This is a genomic window from Siphonobacter sp. SORGH_AS_1065, from assembly GCF_030818595.1.
Taxonomy (GTDB): Bacteria; Bacteroidota; Bacteroidia; order Cytophagales; family Spirosomataceae; genus Siphonobacter.
Genome location: NZ_JAUTAM010000004.1, coordinates 4426530 through 4447715, shown reverse-complemented (window position 1 = coordinate 4447715; position 21186 = coordinate 4426530). Strand labels below are relative to the sequence as shown.

Genomic DNA, 21186 nt, shown 5'->3' with positions numbered 1-21186 from the left:
CATTAATCGTTCTCCAACCTTTTTAGTATCGTTCAATCAAATATCGGCGTTCACAAACCTGGAACCTTGTTTTAGGATCGAGAAATTTTCCCGAGAACTTCGATAGATGGTAATGTTGGTTCGTCCGAATCTGAGCGATTTTTACTCCTGCTTTCCGAAGCTGAGCTAAGCCTTCAGCATCGGTCATGACCCATCGGCTGGTTGGTAACTGGCCTGGTGGAAGGGGTGGGTGAATCTTCTGCGTATAAAAATCGAAGGTATAACTATAGATGTTATAGAACTCAAACGAATCCAGAATGGCGGGTTCTTTACGAGTAGACTGGGCAAACTGATAGCCCGCATCGTAATTGAATAACTGCGGGTAGCCATTCGCATTCAGAGCCATAAAGGTAATGGTTGCTCCCGCAACGCAAACGCTGATGAGCCGTAAAAACAGAGGCGATTGCCGGAGACTCAAAAACAAAATCACTCCGGCGACCGTAGCTGCTACCACCTGGTTTATCACGCCCGGAATGGGAAAGTAATAGGTGTTGATGTAAGTGACCATGCCGAGCATGAGCACCACGACCAGACACTGAAAGTAAAACACCCAGCGAATGTGTTTGCTGGGCAGGCCGAACAACTGTCCGCTGAGCTGAAGAGCCAGGTAAGGAAACAGCAGGTTAAGGTAATGCGGAAGTTTGTACTGAGCCATCGATAGGATGATCATCATCAGAATGATGATACCCGGTGTCAGAACTTCTTTGAGATTTTTATAAGCAATCAGACTGCGAATCAGACTCCAATAATTTAGAAAAGCCCAGGGCAGTCCGGCCCATAATAAGGTGTGCAGAAAAAAGTAAGGATCGTTACTGCCCGTGCCGCCCCAGGCTTCGCCCTGAAAACGCTCAATGCTTTGCCCCAGCAGTATGAATTTGATTCCTGAAATACCCGTCATTCCCCGGATTACTTTCTCAGGATGCAGGTCAAATTGCTGGTAAAAAGCGTATAATACCGGGCTGATGAAGATCAGAAAGAAAACCCCCATTAGTATCCATTTCCATTGCAAAAGGGCTTTCCAGTTTTTTTCAAAGAGTAACTGCATTCCTACGGCCATTAGTGGCATCGCTACGCCAATGCCGCCTTTGGTGGAAAAGCCCAGAGCCATGCCAAAGGCCGCTGCCATGGCAAATCCCAGGCTTTGGGTTCGTACAAAAGCCATCAATGTCCAGATCGAAAAGACGATGTAGGCCGTTAGCATGGCATCCATCCGTACATCCTGATTAGCCAGAAACTGAGCAAAGTAAGTCGCGTAAATCAAAGCGGCCAGTTTTCCGACGTTCTCGCTGTAAAGCAGTTTTCCTAAGCGGTAAGTGGAATAAAATCCGAGAATGGAAGCGAGTAATGAAGGAAATTTATAAGCAAAGGTACTGACGCCAAACAATTTAAACGAAGCAGCTGACAACCAGAATAATAAATGCGGCTTGTCCAGGTAATCTTTCCCCCGGTCGATTAGACTGATAAAGTCGTCAGTTTCGAGCATATGCAGGGCAATCAGGGCGTGGTGAGCGGGGTCGGCATCATAGATCGGGACGAAGAGTCCGATGATATAAACGGCTGCGATGGCCAGCCACATAATGCCGTAAATGGGTCCCGAAAGCAGGCGGTCGGTATTCATAGAGGATCAATCAGAGAGGAAACTTCAAAAATAGGGCTAGAACCTCATTAGTCAAGCGTCGCGTTAGTGGGTTGATTGGGCAGGGATACCAAAGCTCCGGCTAAAGAACTCAAGGCGTTAATCAGAAAAAAGAGCAAACTGGCTAATACCGCCTGATCAGATGCGATGGGTAAATAATTCGCTGCTTCCAGAAAAACAAACTCCCGAACGCCGATGCCTCCGACGGTTAAGGGCAACACCGAAGCCAGCGAAGAGCCTAGAAAGATCAGTCCATATTCGATCCGGGCGTTCTGCACACCCATGGATTCAAGCAAGCATAACAGGACGATCATCTGTAAAGACTGAAGTAAAATGGATAACAGGAAAGTCCGTAAGTAGACCCGGGTAAACTTTTTGAAAAATAGCCAGTAAATCATCCAGCCTCCCATAAAGACGACTAACGCAAATCCCGCTAGAAAAAGCGATGGAAAGGGTAAGACTGCGGCTACCCAGGGACTGAATCCGGCTAGGGTAAGGGCAAGAAAGGTGATAGCGACCAGTCCACTTCCCCGATCCAGTAATAAAGCCGAGAGTAATAATCGGTAATCGGACTGATGGCGTTTGCGGAGTAACCAGACTTTATACCCATCACCGCCAATCCCTCCCGGCAAAAACAGATTAAAGAACATGCAACGGTAATAAAGCTGAATCAGAAAGGGAAAAGGTTCTTGGATGGGTACTACTTTCAGATGTTCTCCCATGCGAAGCGTACTAGTAAGCTGGGAGGCATTATAAATCAGAAAAGCCAGCAGAATCCAGCCCCAGTGAGCCCGCTGGAGCAGCGGCAGGGTCTTGTCCCAGTCGATCTGGTACGCGAGCCATCCTAAAGCCGCCGTTGTGAGGACGAGCTTCAGGAGGGTAGTAAGTGTAGTTTTTTTCAAAGGGAAACAACTTCAGAAGAACGGGAATAGATTTCGCGGACGAGGTAAGTCGATTTATTACCTGTTTCGTAATAGGTTCGCATCATCATTTCAGCCATAAATCCAAAGGTAATAATCTGTAAACCACCTAATATCATAACCACGGCAACGGTTAGCAAAGGACGATTGCCAATGTTTTCGCCACTGATTTTTACTCCGGCTAAATAAAGGCTGATTAAAGCTCCCGCGAAGAAAGTCAGGATTCCAACCGGACCAAACAGGTGCATGGGTTTGCGGAAGTATTTCTGGAAGAAGACCATCAGTAATAAATCCGACATGACCTTAAAGGTGCGACCTAAGCCGTATTTAGATTTCCCAAATTGCCGGGCATGGTGCCGAACGGGCATTTCCTGCATCCGGGCTCCCTGCATGGCGGCCAGCACGGGAATGAAGCGATGTAACTCACCGTATAAGCCCAGGTTCTGGGCAATCTGGCGTTTGTAAATCTTTAACGTGCAACCGTAATCATGCAGGTAGACACCCGTCATGCGACGAATGAGAGCATTGGCGATTTTACTGGGAATTTTACGTAAGACCATACCGTCCTGCCGATTGGCCCGCAGTCCGGCAACTACGTCCAGATTTTCTTTTTGTAGTTTTTCTAGCATGAGGGGAATGTCAGCGGGATCATTCTGTAAATCACCGTCGAGGGTAACCACATAGGGTCCCAGAGCCTGGGCGATACCCGCCGCCATGGCGGTGGTCTGTCCGTAATTTTTATTAAGCACAACCAGTTTCACCTGTTCATCCGCGTATTGCTTGATCCGGGCAACGGTAGCATCGGTTGATCCATCGTCCACCAGAATTAGCTCATAGGAAAGACCCGTCATGGCTTCGCGAACGCGGCTCAGCAGGGGCTGAACATTATCTTCTTCGTTTAATAAGGTGATTACCAGCGAAAGTAAAGGACTAGACATGTAGAGTATAGAGTTTCGAGTTGGTTAGTTTTGAGTTAATGGATGATTACCAGGACAAAGGCACTTCCCTGTGGAAGCGTAACCCTAAACTCAAAACCCACAACTCCAAGACGCTTATATTGTTAAATGGGGCAAAGCCGTTTTCCATTGAACGAATTCCCGGAGACCGTCTTCGAGGCTTACCGTCGGTTCATAACCCAGGAGTTGCCGTGATTTGGTTAAGTCTGCGTAGGTTTGGGAAACGTCGCCGGGTTGTTCTTCTTTATGTTCGTAAATCGCTTCCCGACCAAGGGCTATCTCCAGTGAAGAAACGAGTTTTCGTAGCGTAACGGGCTTTCCAGAAGCTAAATTAAAAGATTCAAAACCAGATCCTTCGTACTGAAGAGCCCGTTCAATACCAGTAATAATGTCGCTGATGTGGGTGTAATCCCGCTGGGTGCTGCCGTCGCCGTAGAGTACAATGGGCTGAGCGTTGAGAATCAGATCGGTAAATTTATGAATGGCCAGATCGGGCCGCTGACGGGAGCCATATACGGTGAAAAACCGTAAGGCTAAAAACTGAATCCCGTGTAAGTGAGCGTAGGTGCGTCCCAGCATTTCTCCTGAAATTTTAGAAGAAGCATAAGGACTAATGGGTTGTAAATCCGTATCCGTTTCTTTCCAGGGTACATTTGGATTCTCCCCATAAATGCTTGAAGAGGAGGCGTATATGAATTTCTTAACCGACAAGGTTCGAGCAATCTCCAGCATGGAAAGGGTACCCATGACGTTGGTATCGTAATACTCTTTTGTCGAGTGAATGCTATTCCGAACGCCCGCTTTGGCTGCCAAGTGAATGATGGCTTCAAACCGCTGACTCTGAAGGATTTTAGTAAGGTAATTTTGATGCGTAACAGGAGCCTCAATTAATTGAAAATGAGGATGCTGGCTAATAGCCTGGAGGTTAGCCTGCTTTTGAGAAGAGCTATAGAAATCGTCGAAGTTATCAATAATAGTAACGGCGGTATCTGGCGTAGACAGTAGTCGCTCGGCAAGGTGACTACCTATAAATCCTGCTCCTCCCGTAATCAGAAAATGTTTCATGGTTTTCTGGGATTTGAGACCAATCGATTCGGATTAGCTTCGTCTCAGCATGGAAGGCTAAAGAAACGGTAAGTTACAATTCTTTACGACGTTTTCAGCCTTTTCTGCGGACGAATGAATAAGGTCCGGGTACGTTTATCGGTTCAGCCCAATGGTGAAGGGCATGAATACCCCTTCAAACTTTGGATTAAACGATTTATGAACTAGTACTCCGGAGATTTCTTTAACAAAATCGTGGTGGGGGTTTCGAAAAGGTCACGCTTTCGGATGACTTCCTGTAACTGTTCGAACTCATCCAGTTCGGATAGAAATTCAGTTCGGGAAATAACCATGACGGACGGATGTACCTGCAACGCATTTTGCAAAGCCTCGGGCGTTTGCATCACTTCAACCGGGCGATTGAGATAAAACACATACGCCGGATTGAATTGTTTATAAGCAATGACTTTTTGCTCGGGCCCGATGAGCTGAATGGTCTGACTCACCGGATTTTCCCGATCAATAATAGGATAAGCCAGCTGGAAAAACAGAATGGCTGTAACAATGAATGAACCCGTTAGAGCCATGATTGTTCGATTCAACTGATGATGCCGGAAGCGATACCAGGCGGCGGCGGCTCCCAGGGGGAACGTCAGAAAAATGAATGCCCAGCCCGCCAGATGCGATACCACCGGATCGAGTCGAAGTCCCAGATAAAAAGCAATGGGTAATAAAGCCGCGAGTACGATGTATACGATCAGCGAAGGGCGAAGTGATTTCCAGAGTGATTCCTGCTCCAGAACTGTATCCAGAAAAGCCCCGATCAGGAAGGCAGCAAAGGGATAACTCGGCACCGTGTAATTGAAAAGTTTGGTACCGGAAAAGCTGAAAAACCCAACCACTACCATAGCCACACTCAGGGCAAATGCCAGCACCTCCTGCTGTCTTCGCTGCTTCCAGGCCGAGTAAATGGCCTGTGGAAGAAAGACGGAAAAAGGTAATAATCCAATCAATACATACAGGGGTGTAACCAGAAAAAATCCGCCGTGCCCTTCCATGGGTGCCTGAAAACGGCTGAGGTTATGTTTCAGAAAAAAGCCTTCTGTCCAGGCTCCGCCGGTTGCCTGATGCACGCTTAAATACCAGGGTAAAGTAAGGACTAAAATGAGTATAATGCCCGGTAAAAGCTTCATTTGCAGGAGGTAGCCGAGTTCTTTTCGCATGAAGAGAAACAGGCCTCCAGAAAGTCCTACGAGTACCAACGCAATTGGACCTTTGGTTAACACGCCCAAACCCAAGGCCAGATACATGAGCCAGATCCAGCGGGAAGATTGAAAAGACTGATCAAGCTTTCGATACCATTCAAAAAAAGAAACCCAGGCTAAGGTCAGGAAAAAAATCAGGTAAGGATCGGGGACGGCCATTCGAAATTGAACGCCAATGTGCAGGGAGGCCAGTAGGACCAGAGCAGTAATCCAGGCCGTTCGCGGGTTTCGGTTTCGCCAGGCGAAGAAAAAGGTTAATAGAATGGTACCGACCCCGGCAAGAATAGACCCCAACCGGGCAGAAAATTCGCTTACGCCGAAGAGGTGGTAGCTGCTCATCATCACCCAGTAATGCAGAGGCGGCTTATCCGTGCGAAGTTCGTCATTAAAGGTCGGGACAATCCAGTTATGATGCTCAAACATTTCGCGGGCACATTCGGCATTTTTGGCCTCATCGAGCGAATAGAGCATGAGTTTATTGGTTCCCAGTGAAAGCAATAGGAAGCTGAAAATCCCCAGTATAACCAGAGATTTTGATAAAGTAAAGGTTTTCATGGCAAGGGACACTAGGTCCGAAAATCCTCAGTATTAACTCATTAAAGCTGAATAAGAGGAGGGTGAGGACGTGAAACTAGAAACAGACTGATTCTGGCGGAATTCATTTACCAGGTCACCAACGGTAATGATGTGACGGAGAGAAGGATTCGCTAGCTCAACGCCCAAAACGTGTTCTACTTCGTTCGTTAACTCTCGTAATTCGGCATCAGTCAGTCCAAAATCCTGCTGAAAAGAATGTTGGAGACGGATGGTGCGGGGGGCGTACACGTAGAAACTTTTGCGAAACAGCGTACGCAGAACAGAGATGATCTGTCCCTGGAGGGGGTCAATAATAGTTTTCATGGCATAGCCCGTTCGGGCATCATTAAGGTACTACGGATAATAAAACTAATTCATAAGGTGCATAAGTATAGATCGGGGTTGCATTAACATGGGTTTAGATTTTTCGACTGATTTTGTATTTTGGTCGAAAATGAGGTAAAAAAAAGGAACGCTATTCAAGCCCTTTTCCGAGGATGTCGATCATTAAATCCAGTTTAGTATCTAAATCAGGATTCTCATCAAACATCAGAATATCAATTTCGATCCCGCGTAAGGCACTTAAAATCACGTGGGATAATGAGCTTAAATCCGCCCGGTGACGTTCATGGATCTCCTTTCTTTCAATACCGAAAGTAATGATTCCTTCGAATAAATTGATTTCCCGGCTACTGAATAAATTCCGGCAGGAATCAATAACCGAGCGATTGCACTGCACTTCCGCGGACAGAGTCCGGTAAAGATTCATCTTTTTATGAAGGGCAATAATCTTGGTGTGCGTAACGGCTTTGAATTTTTCCCGGGTGGTAGTGGCCTGTTCGCAGGCTTTTTCCATCAGGGTAAAGACATCACTCATTTCTTTGAATAATACAGCTTCAAAGATTTCTTCCTTGCTGGCAAAGTAATAATACAGTGTACTCTTTCCCTTACCCATCGCCTTGGCAATGTCTTCCATCGTGGTTTTGTTCAAACCATATTGCTGAAAGATTTTCTGAGCGGCTTCCATAATGGAGGCTTTAATCTGCTCATCTTTAAGAAGGGGTACTGTCATTTCGACTAAAAACGTTTTATGGTCTAAAAGTGGGACTTAGTTTTTAATTGACCTAATTTTTTTGGACTTTTTTGGAGACTGTCTAAAAATAAGTAAGCCTCTCTACTTCGAGAGAACCGTGGAGTGAAGAATTTATGCTAAAATCTGTCGTAGAGAGCGAAGCGGAGGAGCTTATTGGGTTGCTTCCCCGGATGAAATCCGGGGACAATCCGAGGACACGATTGGTATTGTAGCCCATTTCATACCTGAAGGATATTTATCATGAATCAGCGTATGTCATTCAGAGCGAAGCGAAGAACCTTATGACCTTTTTTGAGCTCGTTAGGTCAGGCAGTAACTTGATTAAACCATCCCCATCACTCAGAAGGTCTCTCACTTCGTTCGGAGGTCAGTTAAGGGGTAATGACTGGAGCGAGATTCCATCTCGTTACTGCTCTAAGGCAGGTTCCACCTGCCGTTATTCCGCAGTCGCTCGGCTCTGGCCGAGTGACTACCTGACTCCAGGCCTCTGGCCGGTAGGATGCGAATTCATATCGGGTCAGAGAAAACCTTTCCTAACCCCAACATGCTTGCAACCACGAGTCTTCAATTGTAAATTTTCGACAGCTTTTTAGTGTTGATGGCATGAAAATAAAAAAACCGGTCTCTGTGCAGAAACCGGTTTTTAAGGGAATCATTCCTATCTAGACAGACATAATATCCACCTCTTTGGCCAGAAATACCTGATCAATTTTGGCTACGTATTTATCCGTTAATTTTTGCACGCGATCTTCGCCTTCCTTCACGGCATCTTCAGCAACGCCATCTTTCGTCAGTTTTTTGATGCTGTTATTGGCATCCTGACGGGCGTTACGAATATTAACCTTCGCCGTTTCGATTTCCGCTTTTACGCGTTTAACCAGATCACGACGACGTTCTTCCGTTACGGGAGGAATACTAATGCGAAGAACTTCTCCGTCATTGGCGGGAGAAAAACCAAGGTTCGAGTTGCGGATAGCCCGATCAATGTCGTTCACCATCTTCTTTTCGAAGGGCTTAACTGTGATCGTCCGGGCATCGGGGGTAGTAATGGAAGCCACGTTTTGCAGCGGGCTGGGAACACCGTAGTATTCTACCATAACGCCTTCGAGCATCGCTGGTGACGCCTTTCCTGCCCGTATTTTACTTAATTCAATGTTCAGGTGCTTCATAGCCCCTTCCATTGTTTCTGTCGCAGCTTCGAGATAAAACTCTATTTCGTCCATTGCGGAGATAGTATGATGTTACGTGTAATACCGTTTCAGGAGAAATTGATCCTCCAGAAAATCTGAAATCAATTATGAAATAAGCGTTCCTACTTCCTGACCCATGATGAGGTTATGCAGGTTGCCAGTCTTATTCATATCAAAAACGACGATTGGAAGTTTGTTTTCGCGGCATAAAGCAAACGCTGCTAAGTCCATTACTTTCAGATCTTTCGCGATTACTTCGTCGAAACTTACACTGTTGTAACGCGTTGCCGTAGTGTCTTTCTCGGGATCAGCCGTATACACGCCATCCACACGAGTTCCTTTCAGAACAACATCGGCTTTAATTTCGATGGCCCGGAGGCTGGCCGCTGAATCCGTAGTGAAATAGGGGTTACCCGTTCCCGCACCGAAGATGACGATACGACCTTTTTCAAGGTGACGCATGGCCCGGCGGCGAATCAGAGGCTCGCAGATTTGCTCCATTTTTACGGCTGACATCAGACGCGTGAACAAACCTACTTTCTCCAGAGCAGCCTGCACGGCCATTCCGTTGATGACGGTGGCCAGCATACCCATGTAATCACCCTGTACACGATCCAGACCAGTGGCTTCGAGTTCTTTTCCGCGGAAGATGTTTCCTCCTCCTACGACAATAGCTACTTGAACACCGAGATCAGCGATACGTTTTACTTCCTGGGCGTATTGTTCAAGAATGGATGAATCAATGATTTTGTCCGACTTCTTTTCGCCGCTGAGGGCTTCTCCACTTAGTTTGAGTAAAATTCGCTTGTACTTCGGCGTTTCCATAAAGGCAGTTTTTGGGTCGCTAAGTTAAGGCGTAGGCTGCCAGAAAGGCAAAGCTCTATTCAATTTTCTTTACGACGTGCTAAAAAATGTGAGGATAGTTAAGTTAGGTATTGGCGGGTTCCTAATGAGGGTTAAACGCTTTTAATTTTCGGGGTGGAATTCACCAGATAAACCCCAAACAAGATGATAGCCATGCCCACAAAATGCTGAGCCTGAATCTGTTCATGGTCGATTACACCCCAGGCTACGGCAATGATGGGCATTAAGTACGTGACTGAACTCACAAAAACGGGCCCGGTAAGCTGAAGTAACTGATTGTAAAAAATCATCGCTATACCCGAGCCAACGAGTCCTAACGTGACTGCCGCCGCAAAAGACCAGCCCGCATTGGCTTCTTGAAAACGATGAACAAAATCAGTCTGAAATAAAAAGGCTGCCGCCAGCGGAGCAACGGTAACGAAGGTAATACCGGTTAATATAAAGGGTTTTAAATCAGATAAATACGTCTTTAATAAGTGCGGATTAATCCCATAAAGAACCGTCGCCAGTATCACTAGTAGCGAATAATAATTGAACGTAATGGCTCCCTTGTTGCCGCTTAGGGTTATTAAAATACAGCCTATTAATCCTAGTGCTAAGCCAATGACTTGCCGGGAAGTCATTTTCTGTTTGAAAAACAGGAAGCCAATGATGAGTACGAAAAGGGGAGTAAAGGCGTTCAAAATTCCGACGAGTGAGCTATTCATGTGCATAACTGCAAATGAGAACAGATAAGCCGGGATAAAGCTACCGACCATTCCGCACACGAAACCCCAAAACCATTGCTTCGCCGTAGGCAGGTTATTGACCTGAGTAAGCAAAATAGGCACAAAAAAAGCTCCGGCTGCCAGTAAGCGAAACGAAGCAATTTGAATACCTGAAAATGTGTGAAGGGCCTGTTTCATCAAAATAAACGAGCTGCCCCAGGTCAGAGCGAGTCCCATTAATATAACCCAGGCAATAGGAGGAGTAGATTTTTGCATAAATTTTTCAGTTAGGTTAATGACGGAATTGTACTCTTGTTCTGGATTCATAATCCAGTGGTAAATTTTAGGGGATAGTCGTTGAGCAGAGTCGAATGACTACCAAAAAAAACATAGAGGTAGAGACGCGAATTCATCGCGTCTGGGTAAAAGGCGGTTAACTAGTACCTTTGGAGATTATAGCCCCTCTACAGACCTCTTTTGAATTGGCCACTTCAAACAGGTCTAATACACGAACTGATTAGGTTAATGCTGCCAGCGAAAAAGCTGGCAGCATTTTTCGCTGGCAGCATTAATTAGGTGATCCACACTAATCTTGTTATTAGCTAGTCTTTACGGATAACCAATCCAAAAGAGCAGAAAAACAGCTAATGGTAAACTAGTAACTAACTTCAACCGCGTGAGCAGCGGAGATTTCGTGTAAAATCTCATCTACTTCAGCGAAAGTCTCTACCAATACCAGACGGCTGCGGAATGATTTTGCCCCCTCGATGCCTTTGAAATAACTGGCGTAATGTCTCCGCATTTCCAGAATGCCCAGCCGCTCGCCTTTCCAGCGAACCGAAAACTCTACGTGCTGACGACATACTGCTACCCGGTCGGCAATGGTTGGTGGAGCAAGCATTTCACCCGTTTTCAGGTAATGCTTGATTTCGTTGAAAATCCAGGGGTAACCAATACTGGCCCGGCCTACCATAATTCCGTCTACGCCGTAACGGTTTTTATACTCCAATGCTTTTTCAGGACTGGAAATATCGCCATTCCCGAAGATCGGAATTTTAATACGGGAGTTATCCTTAATCTTGCCAATCAGTGTCCAGTCGGCATCACCTTTGTACATTTGCACGCGGGTACGACCGTGAATGGTAAGAGCCTGAATACCGATGTCTTGCAGACGTTCCGCTACCTCTTCAATATTCTTGGTGGAGTCATCCCAGCCCAGGCGGGTTTTTACCGTTACGGGTAAATGCGTGGCCTTTACCACCGCCTCCGTCATGCGAACCATTTTGGGGATATCCTGTAATAAAGCTGCTCCGGCTCCGCGACAGGCGACCTGTTTCACAGGGCAACCATAGTTAATGTCGATGAGGTCGGGAGAAACTTCGGTAGTAATTTTCGCACATTCGGCCATCGTATCTACGTCCGAACCGAACAACTGAATCCCGATGGGGCGTTCGTATTCGAAAATATCGAGCTTCTGACGGCTCTTGGCTGCGTCGCGAATCAGTCCTTCGCTGGAAACGAATTCCGTATACATTAGATCGGCACCACCGGACTTACATACGGCCCGAAATGGAGGGTCACTCACGTCTTCCATCGGAGCCAATAGTATCGGAAATTCGCCTAATTCAATATCTTTGATCTTTACCATTCGAGTGGAGGAAATAACCGGAGCTACGGTTTATGAAATAAGAATAAAAGAAAAGACCTTATTTCGTATCCGCTCCGTCTTATTGGATGCGTCTTGATTTTACAAAATTACATGGAAATGCTTGAATCCCCTGATCGTCCAGCCAGACGATTTTCACCTGTGGCCAGTTTATTGATACTTTTTGGCTTGATGGTGGTATTAAGTGCCGTTTCACAAATCGCCCTAATTTACCCGCTGGTCAAATGGCTAACGGGAGCAGACTTATCTGCGGCGGGCACGTCCTTATTTACCAATCCTACCGCTTACCCGCACAGCTGGGTCGCCATGATGCTTATGCAGGGCATCAATTCATTATTCAGCTTCACTTTGACGGCACTTATTTATTGGTATCTGATTGAGAAACGCAACATCGTTTTTATAGAAAAAGGTTCGCCGGACCCTTTGATTTGGGCGGCAGTTTTGGTGCTGGTCATTAGTTACATTCCTTTCAATAGCCTGATTTTCGAATGGAATCAGAAACTTCCCTTACCCGAATGGATGGTCAATAGCGAAAAACAGCTCGAAACATTAACGAAGTTTTTAACCCAGTTTCCTGATTTTCTACACTTTATAGTGGGGATTTTTGTCATTGCGGTATTGCCCGCTTTAGGAGAAGAATTACTATTTCGGGCTACGTTACAGAAACTCTTCCAACGCTGGTGGGGAAGTCCACACCTGGCCGTTTGGCTGGCAGCGGCTATTTTTAGTGCCTATCATATGCAGTTCATGGGATTTTTTCCCCGTATGATTCTCGGAGCCATGTTTGGTTACCTGTACCTCTGGTCGCGAAACCTCTGGATTCCTGTGTTTGCCCATTTTGTTAATAACGGTTTTGTGGTATTGATGATCTACCTGCGGGGGCAAAAGCTGGTAGATATTGACGTAGAAAACAACGAATCCATTCCGCTGACTTCGGCACTGGTTTCGGGAGTGATTGCTCTATCGTTAATGCGAATCATTTATACCCGATTGAAACCCCAAATCCCGGAAGCCTGAGAAAGTATTTCACCCGGAAACCACCAAAGGCATTCGCCCTGCGTTACTTTTGTCAGAATTAAGGAAATGGAATCCCATAAACAAAGCTGATTACTCGTCCGTTTTACCTGTAAATCTTTTATCATTTGGAAGGCTGGGTTAAAATATATGAGTCCTTTATGCCCTGGCGAGTAGAGCTCGTCAAGGGGTGGTTATTGGATGAATATCAAATCGATGGGGTAGTTTTGAGCAAGCAGGATAGTTCCTACTTATGGGGACATTGCGAGCTTCACGTTCCGGTACAGGATGCGGCTTTTGCCGAATTTATCATTAAGCATGAGGAAAAAAATACAGACACGACTGAGTAGTTATTCAAACCTTGGTCAACGGGTTATTACCGCCATCATCGGGGCTGCCCTGATGATTTTTGGCATTTACTGGAGCGAGTGGTCTTACCTGGTTTTATTCGTGCTCATCGGTGGGTTAAGTCAACTGGAGTTCTATCGGTTGGTCGGTTTGGACGACATCGCACCGCTGAAGTATTACGGCACAGGTGTGGGCGTATTCATGAATATTCTGACGTTCCTGATTGAAAAGCATTACCTGCATTTTGAGTTATACTTCCTGCTTTCGCCGCTTTTTACGCTGATTTTCTTTATTAAGCTGTACAAGAAAAACGAAATCAAGCCTTTTACTAATATTGCCTATACATTCCTGGGAATCATCTACGTAGCCATCCCTTTCGCCCTGATTACGGTTATTGCCCTGCTAGGAGGAACGTACAGTTACGAGCGGGTTTTGGGTTGTCTATTCCTGTTATGGGCGAGTGATTCGGGAGCGTATTTCGCCGGAACCAAGTTTGGCCGGACGAAGCTTTTTGAACGGGTGTCTCCTAAAAAATCCTGGGAAGGGAGTTTCGGTGGAGCTGTTACCGCAATGGTTGTCGCCTATATTCTTTCACAGACCTACGCGGATTTGAATCCCTGGCAATGGTACTGGATAGCCGCCGTTATTGTAGTGGCCGGAACGTATGGCGATCTGGTTGAATCGCTTTTCAAACGCAGCATTCAGATCAAGGATTCAGGATCAGTAATACCCGGTCACGGTGGTTTTCTGGATCGCTTCGATGGCTTGTTACTTTCCGCTCCGTTCATTGTTACGTTTCTGAAAGTTTTTGAGTAGCATCCGAGTATTTCTCTATAAAGACGCCAGATTTGGCGTCTTTTTTATTTAGTGGCTAAATTCGCCTTTTTGAGAGGGTTTAGCATCCGAAGTGGGAGACGCCATACAGGAACGTCTTTACGTTTGAAATCAAAATAGGAATCTTCATGGCAAGGGATGGCCTTAGGAAAATTCGGCTTTTCGGTGGCGAGTGGTGAGAATTCTCAGGCAGCTTTCGAACGGATTTACCTTTGGTCTCCTCTGTGTTCCGTTCATCACGCAGACTTGAACTTCGGCCTTTAAATTTCCGGTTTCATCTACGTATTTCCCCGTTAGTCCCAAAAAGCAGAAGCCTCACGTAGGATCGGACTATCTTTCCTAAACGTCACAGCCCCTGAATGAATCTTCGAGCTTACGACTAGTTGTTCGTACTTATGAATGATAAAGGAAAAGTTTATTGGATATTTCAATTGATTGGCTGGCCACTTTGGTTATCCAATGATTTATTAACTTACTCTATTGAGTTTGGTGATACCGAAAATTGGAAAATAGTACTTAACTATATTTTTAATGTGGTTCTTAGTATTTTTCTCACACATCAGTATCGAAGATATGTTAAAAAATACAATAGGGAATTACAGGATTACCGAAAGGTTGTACCAGAAGTATTAGTAGCTGCTTGCGTTCTTGCGGGTATAATGACGGCGTTAAATATCCCATTCGACGTATTTAGTACGGAAGTAGAGCACCCGGGGGGGCATTTTTTTAGTTACCTGTTCTTCTGGGGCAAACCCATGCTAATCTGGCTGATTTTTTATCACATGTTCCAGTATCTGGAAAGCACTCGAAAAATTGCCGTTGAAAAGTTAAAGCTGGAGTCTTTAGCGAAGGAAACCGAAGCGAAAGTATTACGGGCTCAGCTAAACCCGCACTTCATGTTTAATGCTTTGAACAGCATTCGGGCTTTAATTCTGGAAGATCCGGATCGGGCTCAGAAGGGCATCACTCAAATGTCTAATATCCTCAGAAGTAGCCTGTTAGCGGATCGTCGGCAAACGGTAACCTTGGGCGAAGAAATGCGAACGGTAGATGATTACCTCGCTCTGGAGAAAATTCGCTACGAGGAACGGCTGGAAGTGCGGCGGAATGTGTATCCTGAAACAACGAATTGTTTGGTACCACCCATGATGTTGCAAACCTTAGTGGAAAATGCCATCAAGCACGGGGTATCCAAACCCATCAAAGGTGGTTTTGTCAGCATTGAATCGAAACTGAATCAGAACCGACTGGAAATCCGCATTTCAAATACGGGTATTTTACAGGATACCGACTCGGGTGGTTTCGGACTAAAAAACACCGAACGCCGGCTGAAATTATTATTCGGAGAAGATGCCGAATTCAAGATTTACCAATCTGCGAAAGATGTCGTTTGTGCCGAAGTATTAATCCCGATGGAAAACCCAAAACCGAAGGAAGCTCCGGTCGTAGTAAACGTCGAGTAAAGACGCGATGGAATGCATTAAGGGCGAAAATAATACAACCAACCCTTTCAAGTAAAGCATCAGACGCGGTTAATAGCGTCTTTATAACCTATCTAACACTAAACCCGAAACTCATAAAAGGATGAAAGCCTTAATTGTTGATGATGAACGTCTGGCTCGTAATGAATTAAAACGATTACTGGAAAACTTTCCGAAGGTTCATATTGTAGGTGAAGCGGCCAATGCCGACGAAGCCATTCAACTGATCGATGAATTAAAACCTGATCTGTTATTTCTGGATATTCAAATGCCGGGTAAAAACGGGTTTGAGTTGCTGCAAAGTCTCGAAGGCGATGTGCCGGAAGTAATCTTCACTACGGCTTACGATGAATACGCCATCAAAGCTTTCGAGCAAAATGCTCTGGATTATTTGCTCAAACCCGTCGAGCTTTCGCGTTTAACCGAAGCCGTTCAACGGGCCGAAGAGGAGATCCATCACCAGGAACTGGAACATCAGGGTAAGGTTGATGGAACGACCAAAGCCTTATCTGAAAACGACCAGATCTTTATTAAAGACGGAGAAAAATGCTGGTTTGTGAAGTTGGGTAAAGTGCGTTTGTTTGAAAGCATGGGTAACTACGTGCGTCTGCACTTTGACGATCAGAAACCGCTGGTCCTGAAGTCACTGAATGCTTTGGAAGACCGTCTTGATAGTAAAATTTATTTCCGAGCAAACCGCAAACATATCATTAACCTCAATTACATTGATAAAATTGAGCCCTGGTTTTCGGGAGGCTTACTGGCAACGTTACGCAGCCCCAACGATAAACCCGAGAAAATTGAAATATCCCGTCGTCAGGCTATTCGCTTCAAAGAATTATTAAGTTTGTAAGCCAAGTCGCAAGTTTTCTTACTTTTCTCTATGTATGAGCAGGGTGGCTAACCGACCCGTTTGATTCATGAAAATTATCAAGTCAACGTACGGCTCGTATGAGTCGTACATCCTTCAAAATCCAGTTACGGGTGATGAAGTACATATTTTGCCTGGCCTGGGTGGGATCATCCGTCAGCTAAAACTTAGCAAAGAAAATCAATCTTTTGCGGTCATTGATACTCCTGAAGACCCGGCTGTTTTCGGAGAAAATCCTAAGTATGGCAGTACATTCCTTTTTCCCTGGCCCAGCCGGATTAAGGATGGCGTGTATGCCTATCAGGGGAACACGTATCAGTTACCCATTAATGAACCTGAAAAGCAGGCGGCGATTCACGGCATTGTGCACCACGAAACTTTTGAAGTAGTGGAGGAGTGGTCTACTGTTGCTTCGGCAGGTATTCGTTTGAGATATCAGCACGATGGCTCTTATCCGGGCTATCCCTTTCCGTTTCAATTTGAAATCCGGTATGATTTACTGAGTTCAGGAAAGCTGGATATTAGTCCCCAAGCCCTAAACACTGGAACCGAACCCATGCCTGTTGCTTTAGGCTGGCACCCGTACTTTCAGTTACCGGGCGGTACAGTGGATGACTGGACGATCTACTTCCCCGCTAAAAACCAAATCCTGCTGGATGATGAACTCATGATGCCCGCTGGAGTGGAGCCTTTCGAGGCCAGTGAAGGCTATAAGCTGAAAGGACGCTCTTTAGATGCGATTTATGAGCTGAACGAAGGCGGTTATCTTACGCAGTTGGTTTCAGCAAAACAGGGTGTAACCCTTAATCTGGAATACCAGAGAGGGGAGGGGAACGTGAATTATCAGGTAGTCTATACCTTTCCGGATCGGGAACGGGTAGCGATGGAGCCTTTAACAGCCAACGTCGACGCTTTTAACAACGGCGAAGGGTTATTTATTCTTAAGCCCGAAGAAGTATACCAGACGACTTATCAGGTTTACCTAAGTTAGAGTGGTTTGGTGAAGTTTGATATAATTAGATGAGGGTTGAGCTGTTTGAAGTATGAACGTGTTCAGCTAAACCGCGAGTTCTTCGATCAATGCAGCCCTCAAACTTTCAAACCTACTCAGACTATTAACCAAAAATCCCCCGACTGAAGCCAGCCGGGGGATTTTCGTATACGTAAGCTTTTTTCTTAGTTGAAAATATAACGTAAGCCAATCTGTGCCTGCCAAACGTTGTCAAGCGTAATTGATTTTACGAAAGAATCCTTCAACAGAACGGTTTGGCCATCGATGTTCTGAGTGCCTAAACGATACGAAGGAACACCTTCAGAGCTGGTAGAAACGTAAGACAGCGGGTTAGCTGAAGTAGATACGTAACCCACACCCCATTTGTTATTTAAAAGGTTACCAACGTTCAGGATATCAGCCCGTAACTGAATCGTATTTTTCTTACCCTTATCGCCTACTTTAACGTAGAACTCCTGAATAACGGTAAAGTCAAAACGAGTCAACCAGGGGAATTGTCCACCGTTACGCTCAGCATAAGAACCACGACGAGTCTTCAGGTAGCTGTTGCCATTGATATAGGCTTCATAGGCTGCTTGCTGCTCTGCTGCGGTATATACGCGGGCACTAGAGCCTGAACCAACCGTCAGGGGAACAAACGTGATGTCTGAAGCAGAGTTAGGTACGTAAATTAAGTCGTTACCATTTTGGCCATCTCCGTTGAGGTCACCGTTATAGGTGTAGGAAATTTTACCTCCGCTGGCAGAGGTCATACCTAAGGTGAAGGTAGTAGATCCACCAAATTGACCACCATAGTTAAGACGGTAATTTACGTAACCAATGATGCGGTGACGCAGGTCATTGTCAGCATAGGAAACGCCCAGATAATTCTGACCATATACCGTTGGAATGTTGGCTTGAACCGTACTTCCTACGGATTGTAAATCCCGAGCCTGACCGAAGGTATACGCTAACATTCCTCCTAAACCTTTAGATACAGGTTTTTCTAATTTAGCAGTCAAGGTATACGCTTGACCTTTGTTCGTGTTTTTGATAACGAATGTATTCGTAACCGCCGAATTAGCGAAACGTGACGAAGGATAACGGTCGCGAGAATCAGGACCCGTAAACTTACGGTCAGCCGTTTTCAAGTTAGCATCAATGTAACGTAAGCCCTGAAGTGTTTGGTTATAGATCACCTCCAAAGTACCGATGAATCCACCTGGTAAACGCTGATCGACTGCTAAGTTGGTTTTCCATACCAAGGGGTACTTCAGGTTAGGATCGGTAGCATTTACAGTGTAAGGTTTTAACTTTCTAATGTCCGTTTCGCTAGGGATAAACCGGCTTGGGTTTAGCGTGAAAGGAATATTAGTAGTGTTTTCCTCCGTAACCAAGGCCGTGTTGATACCATTGTTACCTAACTGGTTAGATACCAATACTTCAGGAATACGAGATACGAAGAAACCGCTACCACCGCGAATCTGCGTCATTTTGTCGCCCTTTACGTCCCAGTTAAAACCAATACGGGGAGAAATCAACAGACGTGGTTTAGGGAATACGCCAGTATTAACCGTATAAGGGTTATTGTTCTCGTCGTGGAACTTACCTGCTAAATCCTCCGTAAGAACGGGGTTATAGAATGACTCGGCTGTTTTCTTATCGTAAGCAAAGATATCGGCACGAACGCCAGCCGTCAGCTTGAAGTTAGGATTGATCTGAAACTCATCCTGCACATAAGCACTATACGTGGCTCTTTTCAGCGTTTGTAAAGGCTCGGCTCCACCTGGTAATAATGAATATCGGTAATTGAAACGTCTTACCGATACGGGTGAAGTAGTGGCATTAGGATTCGCTAAGTAAGCCAAAGCTGCTGTCTTGAAGTCATCTATAGAGTTATAGACGTATACGCCGTTCGAAGCTGGGAAGAAAACGTTGTTAGAAGTAAAGTGCTCATATGACAGACCGAAAGTCAGCGTATGCTTACCTGCAAAATAACTGAAGTTATTCGTGACGTTAAATGTCGAATAGTTCAGTTTGTTGTTAGGAGTAAAAGGATCAAATCCAACTGAAGTATAAGTAGAACCATCTTTCAGGATGTCAACAGTAGGGAAAAGACCAGTTCTGTAGGTCCGGTCCTCAATCTGCTTGTTATAAGTAACAATTAAACGGTTCGCAAACTGGCCGTTGAAAGTAGAGTTTAATTCAGCAGCTAAGGAACGCGTGTTATCAGCAATTTTATAACCTGTATTCTGAGCCGAGAGAGCCAGACCTCCGTTGTAGCTACCCGTAGCATAACCCGTACGGTTACCAAAACCGGCAGTTGAACTACTATTACTGTTGCTGATGGCCTGCTCAGATTGAGAGTCGTGGTGAGAGTAACGTACCGAAAGCTTATGGTTATCGTTAATGTTGTAATCCAGACGAAGTAAGCCTTTTGTACTATTAACCTGGTTATTAAAGTTATCAATGGCACCTAAGTCAAAGTTGAAATTGGTGCTCATGAACTGTTTCAAATCTTCCAGATCAGCCGCAGTTGTTCTGGAAACGTTACCTGTGGCTCCAGGGCGGTTGGCTACCCAATCCAGAGCGGGCGTGCTGCTCTTGTAACGTTCCACGTTAGCAAAGAAGAACAACTTATTTTTAATGATAGGGCCACCAATGCGGAAACCAGCGGTATTGTTATTGATCGTTACCGGAGGTAATTCTTTACCATTGGCTTTTTTACCTGCTAAATCAGAATTACGGAAAAGGTAATAAACCGAACCTGAGAATTCGTTGGTACCGGAACGAGTCACGGCATTGATACTCGCTCCTGAGAATCCCGTTTGGCGAACGTCGAAAGGAGCTACGTTTAACTGAACTTCATCCAAAGCGTCGAGTGATACGGCCGTAGTTCCCGTACGTCCACCCGCCGAAGCTGAAGAGCCTAAACCGAAACCGTTGTTGAATACGGAACCGTCAATGGTAATGTTGTTGAAACGGGCATCCTGTCCACCGAAAGACTGGCCGTTTCCGTAAGCGTTGTATTTGGTAATGTCGTTGATGGTACGGCCCAGGGTAGGAATCGTATTGATCGTTTCGCGACCATACGAAGCAGCGGCACCGGTCCGGTTCGAACTGAATACGCCGTTCTGGTTACTCGTAATCACAACTTCAGACAATTGGGAAGAAGCGTCTGATAATTGAAAGTTTACGTCCGCTGAAGTACCCAAGTTGGTGTAGATACCATCTTTCACCTGGTCCTGAAAGCCTACGAACGTAGCAGTAATTTTAAAAGGACCGCCTACCCGTACGCCAATCAGGGTATAACGACCGGAAGCATTGGTGGTAGTTCCATAACGGCTACCGGAAGGTTCGTGGATGGCAATAACGGTGGCTCCGGGCAGAGCTTCACCTTTATTATCCACCACAAGTCCCGTCACTGTAGAGGAAGTTACCTGAGCATGAGCCGAATTTAAACCGCAGAACACGGCTAAAAAAAGACCCAGAAACGAAAGCGTATGCCTTGATTTCGCTAAAAGTGCTTTCACAATTTTTTTGGTTAAATTTTAAGGAGTTTTGTTTTGAAGTATGTATGGGTACTGAAGTGGGTTCACTGCTAAACATAAAAAGACCTGACAGAACAAAAAATTCATAACTGTCAGGTCTTTCTAGAGGTGGTCAAATGTCAAATTATGATGCTAATCTA

The 21186-nt window shown here is 45.5% G+C and carries 18 protein-coding genes; 5 read left to right on the top strand and 13 right to left on the bottom strand.

Translation table 11 applies throughout. The annotated features are described in order from the left end of the window. Positions 1-22: 22 nt before the first annotated feature. The 11 genes from QE390_RS19215 to dusB form a co-directional block, all read right to left on the bottom strand. The gene (locus QE390_RS19215; protein WP_307143362.1) at positions 23-1657 is read right to left on the bottom strand and encodes a glycosyltransferase family 39 protein; all 1635 of its coding nucleotides are present in this window, start codon (positions 1655-1657) and stop codon (positions 23-25) included. A 47-nt stretch (positions 1658-1704) separates the two neighbouring features. Continuing rightward, complete coding sequence (locus QE390_RS19210; RefSeq protein WP_307143361.1) at positions 1705-2577, bottom strand: lysylphosphatidylglycerol synthase transmembrane domain-containing protein; 873 nt, start codon at positions 2575-2577, stop codon at positions 1705-1707. Further along, positions 2574-3533: a glycosyltransferase family 2 protein gene (locus QE390_RS19205; protein ID WP_307143360.1), complete on the bottom strand. Its 960-nt coding sequence runs from the start codon at positions 3531-3533 to the stop codon at positions 2574-2576. The genes QE390_RS19210 and QE390_RS19205 overlap by 4 nt, the downstream gene beginning before the upstream one ends. 114 nt (positions 3534-3647) lie before the next feature. Beyond that, positions 3648-4616 (bottom strand): GDP-mannose 4,6-dehydratase, encoded by a 969-nt coding sequence (locus QE390_RS19200; protein ID WP_307143359.1) that lies wholly within the window; start codon positions 4614-4616, stop codon positions 3648-3650. Positions 4617-4819: 203 nt separating this feature from the next. Then, the gene (locus QE390_RS19195) at positions 4820-6415 is read right to left on the bottom strand and encodes a glycosyltransferase family 39 protein (protein ID WP_307143358.1); all 1596 of its coding nucleotides are present in this window, start codon (positions 6413-6415) and stop codon (positions 4820-4822) included. 33 nt (positions 6416-6448) lie between these two features. After that, positions 6449-6760, bottom strand: a complete 312-nt coding sequence (locus QE390_RS19190; RefSeq protein WP_106637820.1) for a hypothetical protein — start codon at positions 6758-6760, stop codon at positions 6449-6451. Positions 6761-6911: 151 nt separating this feature from the next. Beyond that, the gene (locus QE390_RS19185; RefSeq protein WP_307143357.1) at positions 6912-7508 is read right to left on the bottom strand and encodes a TetR/AcrR family transcriptional regulator; all 597 of its coding nucleotides are present in this window, start codon (positions 7506-7508) and stop codon (positions 6912-6914) included. Positions 7509-8191: 683 nt separating this feature from the next. Then, the gene (gene frr / locus QE390_RS19180; protein ID WP_106637823.1) at positions 8192-8752 is read right to left on the bottom strand and encodes a ribosome recycling factor; all 561 of its coding nucleotides are present in this window, start codon (positions 8750-8752) and stop codon (positions 8192-8194) included. Between the two features lie 72 nt (positions 8753-8824). After that, positions 8825-9544, bottom strand: coding sequence for a UMP kinase (gene pyrH / locus QE390_RS19175; protein WP_307143356.1), 720 nt, complete (start codon positions 9542-9544; stop codon positions 8825-8827). Positions 9545-9675: 131 nt separating this feature from the next. Then, a complete protein-coding gene (locus QE390_RS19170) occupies positions 9676-10566 on the bottom strand; it encodes a DMT family transporter (RefSeq protein WP_307143355.1) in 891 nt (296 codons plus the stop codon). A gap of 379 nt (positions 10567-10945) precedes the next feature. Next, positions 10946-11938: a tRNA dihydrouridine synthase DusB gene (gene dusB, locus QE390_RS19165; protein WP_106637826.1), complete on the bottom strand. Its 993-nt coding sequence runs from the start codon at positions 11936-11938 to the stop codon at positions 10946-10948. A 117-nt stretch (positions 11939-12055) separates the two neighbouring features. Here dusB and QE390_RS19160 point away from each other — a divergent pair, with 117 nt between their 5' ends. Beyond that, positions 12056-12973 (top strand): CPBP family intramembrane glutamic endopeptidase, encoded by a 918-nt coding sequence (locus QE390_RS19160; protein WP_307143354.1) that lies wholly within the window; start codon positions 12056-12058, stop codon positions 12971-12973. On the opposite strand, the gene QE390_RS19155 is transcribed toward QE390_RS19160, so the two are convergent. After that, complete coding sequence (locus QE390_RS19155) at positions 12937-13098, bottom strand: hypothetical protein (protein ID WP_157830417.1); 162 nt, start codon at positions 13096-13098, stop codon at positions 12937-12939. The two genes, QE390_RS19160 and QE390_RS19155, sit on opposite strands and share 37 nt — an antisense overlap. A gap of 190 nt (positions 13099-13288) precedes the next feature. Here QE390_RS19155 and QE390_RS19150 point away from each other — a divergent pair, with 190 nt between their 5' ends. The 4 genes from QE390_RS19150 (at position 13289) to QE390_RS19135 (ending at position 17495) form a co-directional block, all read left to right on the top strand. Beyond that, on the top strand, positions 13289-14134 hold the full coding sequence (locus QE390_RS19150; RefSeq protein WP_106637829.1) for a phosphatidate cytidylyltransferase: 846 nt from the start codon (positions 13289-13291) through the stop codon (positions 14132-14134). Positions 14135-14907: 773 nt separating this feature from the next. Then, positions 14908-15615 (top strand): sensor histidine kinase, encoded by a 708-nt coding sequence (locus QE390_RS19145; RefSeq protein WP_307143353.1) that lies wholly within the window; start codon positions 14908-14910, stop codon positions 15613-15615. 121 nt (positions 15616-15736) lie between these two features. Next, positions 15737-16486, top strand: a complete 750-nt coding sequence (locus QE390_RS19140; protein ID WP_307143352.1) for a LytTR family DNA-binding domain-containing protein — start codon at positions 15737-15739, stop codon at positions 16484-16486. Between the two features lie 67 nt (positions 16487-16553). Next, positions 16554-17495, top strand: a complete 942-nt coding sequence (locus QE390_RS19135; protein ID WP_307143351.1) for an aldose 1-epimerase — start codon at positions 16554-16556, stop codon at positions 17493-17495. A 185-nt stretch (positions 17496-17680) separates the two neighbouring features. On the opposite strand, the gene QE390_RS19130 is transcribed toward QE390_RS19135, so the two are convergent. After that, positions 17681-21028 (bottom strand): carboxypeptidase regulatory-like domain-containing protein, encoded by a 3348-nt coding sequence (locus QE390_RS19130; RefSeq protein WP_373424550.1) that lies wholly within the window; start codon positions 21026-21028, stop codon positions 17681-17683. Between the last annotated feature and the right edge of the window lie 158 nt (positions 21029-21186).

Excerpts from the sequence above, each read along its gene's own strand:
- QE390_RS19200 (WP_307143359.1), bottom strand. The coding sequence starts at position 4,616 with ATGAAACATTTTCTGATTACGGGAGGAGCAGGATTTATAGGTAGTCAC.
- QE390_RS19140 (WP_307143352.1), top strand. The coding sequence starts at position 15,737 with ATGAAAGCCTTAATTGTTGATGATGAACGTCTGGCTCGTAATGAATTA.
- dusB (WP_106637826.1), bottom strand. The coding sequence starts at position 11,938 with ATGGTAAAGATCAAAGATATTGAATTAGGCGAATTTCCGATACTATTG.
- QE390_RS19150 (WP_106637829.1), top strand. The coding sequence starts at position 13,289 with ATGAGGAAAAAAATACAGACACGACTGAGTAGTTATTCAAACCTTGGT.
- QE390_RS19205 (WP_307143360.1), bottom strand. The coding sequence starts at position 3,533 with ATGTCTAGTCCTTTACTTTCGCTGGTAATCACCTTATTAAACGAAGAA.
- pyrH (WP_307143356.1), bottom strand. The coding sequence starts at position 9,544 with ATGGAAACGCCGAAGTACAAGCGAATTTTACTCAAACTAAGTGGAGAA.
- QE390_RS19160 (WP_307143354.1), top strand. The coding sequence starts at position 12,056 with ATGCTTGAATCCCCTGATCGTCCAGCCAGACGATTTTCACCTGTGGCC.
- QE390_RS19155 (WP_157830417.1), bottom strand. The coding sequence starts at position 13,098 with ATGATAAAAGATTTACAGGTAAAACGGACGAGTAATCAGCTTTGTTTA.
- frr (WP_106637823.1), bottom strand. The coding sequence starts at position 8,752 with ATGGACGAAATAGAGTTTTATCTCGAAGCTGCGACAGAAACAATGGAA.
- QE390_RS19195 (WP_307143358.1), bottom strand. The coding sequence starts at position 6,415 with ATGAAAACCTTTACTTTATCAAAATCTCTGGTTATACTGGGGATTTTC.
- QE390_RS19170 (WP_307143355.1), bottom strand. The coding sequence starts at position 10,566 with ATGCAAAAATCTACTCCTCCTATTGCCTGGGTTATATTAATGGGACTC.
- QE390_RS19215 (WP_307143362.1), bottom strand. The coding sequence starts at position 1,657 with ATGAATACCGACCGCCTGCTTTCGGGACCCATTTACGGCATTATGTGG.
- QE390_RS19145 (WP_307143353.1), top strand. The coding sequence starts at position 14,908 with ATGCTAATCTGGCTGATTTTTTATCACATGTTCCAGTATCTGGAAAGC.
- QE390_RS19190 (WP_106637820.1), bottom strand. The coding sequence starts at position 6,760 with ATGAAAACTATTATTGACCCCCTCCAGGGACAGATCATCTCTGTTCTG.
- QE390_RS19135 (WP_307143351.1), top strand. The coding sequence starts at position 16,554 with ATGAAAATTATCAAGTCAACGTACGGCTCGTATGAGTCGTACATCCTT.
- QE390_RS19185 (WP_307143357.1), bottom strand. The coding sequence starts at position 7,508 with ATGACAGTACCCCTTCTTAAAGATGAGCAGATTAAAGCCTCCATTATG.